This is a genomic window from Streptomyces griseorubiginosus (genome assembly GCF_017614965.1).
GTDB classification, from domain to species: domain Bacteria; phylum Actinomycetota; class Actinomycetes; order Streptomycetales; family Streptomycetaceae; genus Streptomyces; species Streptomyces griseorubiginosus_B.
This window is the reverse complement of the sequence record NZ_WVUG01000394.1, coordinates 1-7079: the sequence shown is the minus strand read 5'-3', so window position 1 is coordinate 7079 and position 7079 is coordinate 1. Positions and strand designations below refer to the sequence as shown.

Here is a 7079-nt window from a genome sequence, read left to right as displayed (position 1 = left end):
CCGTGGCTCCGGGCCCGCCCTGCCCCGCGGTTCCGGGCCCGCCCTGCCCCGCGGCTCCGGGCCGCCCTGCCCCGCGGCTCCGGGTCCGCCCGGCCCCGTGCCGTCCGGGCCTCACCCCACGCCTCCCCGATCACCCGTGCCAGGAATGCCACAGTGCCGCGTATGCGCCCTCGGCCGCGACCAGGTCGTCGTGGCTGCCCAGTTCGCTGATGCGGCCGTTCTCCACGACGGCGATGACGTCGGCGTCGTGGGCGGTGTGCAGGCGGTGGGCGATGGCGACGACGGTGCGGCCGTCGAGGACCCGGGCGAGGGAGCGTTCGAGGTGACGTGCCGCTCGCGGGTCCAGCAGCGAGGTCGCCTCGTCCAGGACCAGCGTGTGCGGGTCGGCCAGCACCAGCCGGGCCAGGGCGATCTGCTGGGCCTGCGCCGGGGTGAGCGCGGTCCCGCCCGAGCCGACCTCGGTGTCCAGGCCGTCGTCCAGAGCCCGCGCCCAGCCGTCGGCGTCGACCGCCCCGAGGGCCGCCCACAGCTCGGCGTCCGCCGCGTCGGTCCGCGCGAGCAGCAGGTTGTCGCGCAGGGAGCCCACGAAGACGTGGTGCTCCTGGTTGACCAGGGCCACATGGGAGCGGACGCGTTCGGCGGGCATCCGGGACAGTTCCGCGCCGCCGAGGGTGATGCGGCCGTCCCGGGGTGCGTAGATCCCGGCGAACAGCCGGCCCAGGGTGGACTTGCCCGCGCCCGAGGGACCGACCAGCGCCAGCCGGGTGCCCGGGGCGACATCCAGGGAGACCTGGCGCAGCACGTCGACGCCCTCGCGGTAGCCGAAGTGCACCCGCTCGGCGCGAACCTCGCGTCCGTCGGGTGCCAGGGACTCGTCCCCGGCGCCCGGCTCGATGTCCCGCACACCCACCAGCCGGGCCAGCGACACCTGGGCCACCTGGAGCTCGTCGTACCAGCGCAGGATGAGGTTGACCGGGTCGACGAGCATCTGGGCGATCAGGGCGCCCGTCGTCAGCTGGCCGACCCCGATCCAGCCCCGGAGCACGAACACGCCGCCGATCATCAGCACCGAGGCGAGCACGGTGGTGTGGGTGAGGTTGATGACCGGGAAGAGGACCGAGCGCAGCCACAGCGTGTAGCGCTCCCAGGCCGTCCACTCCCTGACCCGGCGCTCCGACAGCTCGATCCGGCGCTGGCCGAGGCGGTGGGCCTCGACGGTGCGTCCGGCGTCCACGGTCTCGGCGAGGGCGGCGGCCACGGCGGCGTATCCCGCGGCCTCGGAGCGGTAGGCGGACGGTGCCCGCTTGTAGTACCAGCGACAGCCGGCCACCAGCAGCGGCACGGCGACCAGCACGGCCGGAGCCAGCGGCGGCACCGTGACCACGAGACCGCCGAGCAGCAGCACCACCCACACCACGCCGATCGCCAGCTGCGGTACGGCCTCGCGCATCGCGTTGGCCAGCCGGTCGATGTCGGTCGTGATCCGGGACAGCAGATCGCCGGTGCCGGCCCGTTCCAGGACACCCGGGGGCAGTCCGACCGACCGGACGAGGAAGTCCTCGCGCAGGTCGGCCAGCATCCGTTCGCCGAGCATCGCCCCGCGCAGCCGCACCTCGCGCACGAACACCGCCTGGACCGCCAGCGCCAGCGCGAACAGCGACAGGACGAGCGGCAAGTGAAGCTCCCGCGCGCCGTCCGACACCCGCTGCACGAGGTCGCCGAGCAGCCACGGGCCCACCAACGAGGCCATGACGGACGCCGTGTTGACGCCGATCAGGACCAGGAAGGCGCGCCGGTGCCGGCGGAACAGCTCGGCCACATACGCGCGTACGGTCGCGGGGGCGCCGACCGGCAGGGTGTTCGCCGTCCTCGGGGCCGCCGGGTCGTAGGCCGGTGGCGCCACGCCGATCATGCTGTCTCCTCGATTTCTTCGAGTTCCTTCAGTACGCCGCTCAGCACGGCCTCTTCTTCCGTCTCCCGGGTCACCACGGCCCGGTAGCGGGGCTCGTCGTGCACCAGTTCGCGGTGCACGCCGACGGCCACGACCTGGCCCTCGTGCACCAGCACGACCCGGTCGGCGTGGTCCAGCAGCAGCGGCGAGGAGGTGAACACCACCGTCGTGCGCCCCTCCCGCAGCCCGCGTACGCCCTGCGCGATCCGTGCCTCGGTGTGCGAGTCGACGGCCGAGGTCGGCTCGTCCAGCACCAGCACCTCGGGGTCGGTGATCAGCGACCGGGCCAGCGCGAGCCGCTGCCGCTGCCCGCCGGACAGCGACCGTCCGCGCTCGGTGATCCGCGTGTCCATGGGGTCCTCCGCGTCCAGCGACGCCTGGGCCAGCGCCTCCAGCACGTCCTCGCACTGCGCGGCCGCCAGCGCGTCCTGGGCACTGACGTTCCCGGAGGCGGGCACGTCGAGCAGCTCGCGCAGCGAACCGGACAGCAGGACCGGATCCTTGTCCTGGACGAGGACGGCCGTACGGGCCGTGTCCAGCGGCAGTTCGTCGAGGGGCACCCCGCCCAGCAGGACGGACGTGTCCTGGTCCGCCGGGTGGCCGCCCAGCCGTTCGGCGAGCAGTCCCGCCGCGTCCGGGTCGCCGCACACCACCGCGGTGAGCCGGCCGGCAGGGGCCAGCAGACCGGTCGCGGGGTCGTACAGATCGCCGCTCGGCACGTCGGCCCCGCGCACGCCCTCGGTGTCCGTGGCCCGCTCCAGCGACAGCACCCGCGCGGCCCGCTTGGCCGAGGGGCGCGAGAAGGAGTAGGCCATGGCGATCTCGTGGAAGTGCTGGAGCGGATAGCTCAGCACCATCACCGAGCTGTAGACGGTGACCAGTTCGCCGATGGTGATGCGCCCCTGCTGGGCCAGATGGACGCCGTACCAGACCACGACGATCATCAGTACGCCCGGCAGCAGGACCTGGACGGCGGCGATCAGGGACCACATGCGGGCGCTGCGCACGGCGGCGTGGCGGACCTCCTGGGAGGCGCGGCGGTAGCGCTCGAGGAACAGGTCCTCGCCGCCGATGCCGCGCAGCACGCGCAGGCCGGCGACGGTGTCCGAGGCCAGCTCGGTGGCGCGGCCGGCCTTCTCGCGCTGGAAGTCGGCCCGCCGGGTGGCCGGGGGCAGCAGCGGCAGGACGGCCAGCGCCACCACCGGCAGGCCCACGGCGACGACCACGCCGAGCGCCGGCTGGTAGAGGACGAGGGCGACGCAGACCACGACCACGGTGAGGGCCGCCGCGGTGAACCGGGAGACGGCCTCCACGAACCAGCCGATCTTCTCCACGTCACCGGTGGAGACGGCCACGACCTCACCGGCCGCCACGCGCCGGGTCAGCGCGGAGCCGAGTACGGCCGCCTTGCGGGCGAGCAGCTGCTGCACCCGGGCGGCGGCGGTGATCCAGTTGGTGACGGCCGTGCGGTGCAGGAAGGTGTCTCCCAGCGCGATGCCGATACCGCACAGCGCCAGCAGCCCGCCCGTCAGGGCAAGCCGGGTACCGGAACGGTCCACCACGGCCTGCACACTGAGGCCCACGCAGAACGGCAGCGCGGAGACCGCCACGAAGTGCAACAGCCCCCAGGCGAGCGACTTGACCTGTCCGCCCAGCTGATTGCGGCCCAGCCACCACAGGAATCGGGGACCCGAACGCGCGTCCGGAACGCCGGGATCGGGATAGGGAAGGTCTTGAATCTGCATGACGACTGACGTCCCGGTGGCTCGTGTCAGGGGGTGGAGGGAACCGCTCGCGGCGGCAGCAAACCGTGACAGGTTCGCCTCGCAGCGTGGTCGCTGGCAAACGGTTTTCCGGCCGGAGGAGCCCCGGTCCTCCTGCTGACGGAGGCCTCATTGCCATAAGGGGGTGACTCGCCGTAGAACACCGGCCATGAAGAGACGGATCGTCATGTTCATGCTCGCCGGGGTGACCCTCCTGGCGAGTGTCCTCCTCGGGGCGGGGCCGGCCCAGTCCGCCGACGTACCCGCCGAGTTCGGCACCGACTGGCACGACCCGGTCACCGCGGCCCCGCCCGTGGCGAAGCCGCACGGCACGTCCTGCCAGGTGACCCTCGCCGAGGCGCAGTTCCGGGACTTCACCCCCTACAAGGGCACCTACACCCCGCCGTCGGGCTGCGGCGACCGCTGGAGCAAGGTCGTGCTGCGCCTCGACGGCAAGGTCAAGGGTCGGCAGTACGACCGGCTCGGCTATCTGCACGTCGGCGGCGTCGAGATCCTCCGCACCTCCACCCCCGAGCCCTCGCCCGACGGCATCGCCTGGTCCGTGGAGAAGGACGTCACGCGGTACAGCGACACCTTCCGCAGCGGCCAGGACGTCGAGATGCTCATCGGGAACGTCGTCGACGACACCTACACCGGAGTGATCGACGTCAAGGTCACGCTCACCTTCTACGCCGGGAGACCGACCGCCGCCGCGACCCCCGACAAGGTCCTCACCCTCGGCGACGGCAACACCCTCACCACCCCGCGCAACAGCGAACGCGTCCTCGCCGAGGTCTACGCCACCGGATCGGGTGGCGGCTGCGAGGAGTTCTGGTACCTGGCGGTGCCCGACAAGGCGCCGTACTCCTGCCAGGCCGACGGCGGCCCCTACCGGGAGGTCCAGATCAAGGTCGACGGCCAACTGGCCGGAATCGCCGCGCCGTTCCCGCACGTGTGGACCGGAGGCTGGTCCAACCCCTTCCTCTGGTACGTGATTCCGGGCCCCCGCGCCTTCGACGTCAGGCCGATCGAGTACGACCTGACCCCCTTCGCCGGCCTTCTCGACGACGGCCGTCCGCACAAGCTCGAGGTCTCGGTCGTGGGCGTGCCCGAGGGGCAGAGCGGCTGGAGCGCACCGGTCAACGTGCTGGTGTGGCAGGACGCCAAGAGGGCGCGGGTGACGGGCAAGCTGATCGAGAACCGGTCGGGGACTCTCACGAACTCCTCCACCTACACGGCCGGTTCGCCGGAACGGGTGGACACCGCGGCCGACCACGCGCTGACCGTCTCCGGATATGTCGACACCTCGCACGGCCGGGTGACGACCACCGTCCGCCGCACACTGGCCAACACCTCGGTGCACCGCTGGACCGACGGCGAGAACGTCGACGGCCTCGACGCCACCTGGACCGACGACGAGTCCGTCACCGTCGACGGGCGCGGACCGGCCCGGACAACGGCCACGCACCGGACGTACACGATGGACGGCTCGACCACGATCGGCGACGACGCCCGGCTGCGCACCGTGCTGACCCTCGGCGACCGGGCCGCGGTGAGCGAGACGCGGGGCGGCCGGCGCACCGGCTGGTCGCGGCTGGACGACACGGTCAGCGGTGACGCCACGTTCACGACCGGGGTTCCGCGCGACCAGCGGCACGCGGTCGGTACGACGAGCGAGCGGTACCGGCTGTACGGGTCGCACGGGTGCTACGACCGCTCCCTGACGACCGTTCAGGGGGTGCTCACGGAGGACCGCACGCGCTGCTGAGCGCAGTGTGTGCGATGGGTCACACGGGACGGGATTTACGTGTGTGCAACACGGAGGTTTCTGGCGGGATCAACGGCGCCCCGAAAGTGATCGTCACGGAAGCCGCTTTCCGTATCGCAGAAGTCTCCCCGGCTGCTGCGAGGTTGACGTCCCCCCACAAGGAGTGCCCGTGCCGTCGTCCGTCCCGTCCGCCCCGCGACGTGTCGCACGCATACTGCGTACCTCTCTGTTCGCGCAGGTCCTCTGCGCGCTCGTGCTCGGAATCGTCGTCGGGAGGCTGTGGCCCGGCTTCGCCGCCGATCTGCAGCCCCTCGGCGACGGTTTCACCCGGCTCATCAAGACGATCATCTCCCCGCTCGTGTTCTGTGTGGTCGTCGTCGGCATCGCCAAGGCCGGTGACCTCAGGGCGTTCGGCCGGATCGGTCTGAAGGCGCTGGTCTGGTTCGAGGTGGCGAGCACGTTCGCCCTGCTCATCGGGCTGCTCGCGGCCAATGTCGTGCAGCCTGGTGCCGGGATGCACGTGGACCCGGCCACGCTCAGCGCGAAGGCGGTCGACGCGAAGACGGGCGGCGGTTCGCTGCCGTCGACCACGGAGTTCGTCCTGAACGCGCTGCCGACCAGTTTCATCGGCGCCTTCGCCGAGAACTCCCTGCTCCAAGTCCTCGTCCTGGCCTGTCTGGTGGGCGCCGCGCTGCTGCACCTGGGGCACACGAAGGTGCCGCAGGTGCTGCCCGCCGTCGAACAGGCGCAGGAGATCATCTTCGCGGTCGTCGGCTTCGTGATGCGGCTGGCCCCGATCGCGGTGTTCGGCGCGATGGCCGTCCTGATCGGCCAGTACGGGCTCGGCGTGATCGAGACCTACGCCAAGCTGATCGTCCTGTGCTACGTCGCCGCCGCGCTGTTCATCGTGCTGCTGGCCGTCGCCCTGCGGATCGTCACCGGGCTGAGCCTGTGGAAGTTCCTGCGCTACATCCGCGAGGAGATGATGCTCGCCCTCGGTACCGCGTCCACGGAGTCCGTGATGCCGCGCGTGATGCAGAAGCTGCGCGCAGCCGGGGCGCGCGACGACGCGGTGGGGCTGGTGCTGCCCACCGGGTACTCCTTCAACCTCGACGGCGCCTCGCTCTACCTCTCCATCGGCACGCTGTTCATCGCGCAGGCGGTGGGTGTCGACCTCGGGGTGGGGCAGCAGATCACCGTGGTGCTGGTGCTGATGCTGACCAGCAAGGGCATGGCGGGCATCCCCGGCTCCGCCTTCCTCGCGCTGTCCGCGACGGCTTCCTCGCTGGGGGCGATCCCCGCGGGTGCGGTGGCGCTGCTGCTGGGCGTGGACCGGATCATGGACTCGATGCGGGTCGTCACGAACCTGCTCGGCAACTGCGTCGCCGTTTTCGCCGTGTCCCGCTGGGAGGGGGCGCTGGATCTGGACCGGGCGAGGCGGGTGCTGGGCGGGGAGACGGCCGCGGAGGTGGAGACCCCGGTGCCTGTCGCCCAGTAGCCCGGGGGGTTCTGCTTCGTGGGCGGCTGCGGGTGGTTCGTGGCTTGTCGCGCAGTTCCCCGCGCCCCTGGAGGTGGGTCCACTGGTCCGCCCCAAAGG

Annotated in this window: 4 protein-coding genes; 2 read left to right on the top strand and 2 right to left on the bottom strand. The window is 71.8% G+C overall.

Features of this window, described 5'->3' with window-relative positions; genetic code table 11:
• Positions 1 to 130: 130 nt before the first annotated feature.
• Together GRC12_RS40020 and GRC12_RS40015 are read right to left on the bottom strand one after the other, a co-directional pair.
• The gene (locus tag GRC12_RS40020) at positions 131 to 1912 is read right to left on the bottom strand and encodes an ABC transporter ATP-binding protein (protein WP_208785374.1); all 1782 of its coding nucleotides are present in this window, start codon (positions 1910 to 1912) and stop codon (positions 131 to 133) included.
• Positions 1909 to 3696 carry an ABC transporter transmembrane domain-containing protein gene (locus tag GRC12_RS40015; RefSeq protein ID WP_208785373.1) on the bottom strand — a complete coding sequence of 596 codons (1788 nt, stop codon included), beginning with the start codon at positions 3694 to 3696 and terminating at the stop codon, positions 1909 to 1911. The genes GRC12_RS40020 and GRC12_RS40015 overlap by 4 nt, the downstream gene beginning before the upstream one ends.
• Positions 3697 to 3883: 187 nt before the next feature.
• Here GRC12_RS40015 and GRC12_RS40010 point away from each other — a divergent pair, with 187 nt between their 5' ends.
• Positions 3884 to 5482 carry a peptide-N4-asparagine amidase gene (locus GRC12_RS40010; RefSeq protein WP_244374501.1) on the top strand — a complete coding sequence of 533 codons (1599 nt, stop codon included), beginning with the start codon at positions 3884 to 3886 and terminating at the stop codon, positions 5480 to 5482.
• A 169-nt stretch (positions 5483 to 5651) separates the two neighbouring features.
• Complete coding sequence (locus GRC12_RS40005; protein WP_208785372.1) at positions 5652 to 6980, top strand: cation:dicarboxylate symporter family transporter; 1329 nt, start codon at positions 5652 to 5654, stop codon at positions 6978 to 6980.
• Positions 6981 to 7079 lie beyond the last annotated feature (99 nt).

Bases quoted from the DNA above. Each gene is read 5' to 3' on its own strand.
- GRC12_RS40020 (WP_208785374.1), bottom strand. From the start codon at position 1,912: ATGATCGGCGTGGCGCCACCGGCCTACGACCCGGCGGCCCCGAGGACG.
- GRC12_RS40015 (WP_208785373.1), bottom strand. From the start codon at position 3,696: ATGCAGATTCAAGACCTTCCCTATCCCGATCCCGGCGTTCCGGACGCG.
- GRC12_RS40010 (WP_244374501.1), top strand. From the start codon at position 3,884: ATGAAGAGACGGATCGTCATGTTCATGCTCGCCGGGGTGACCCTCCTG.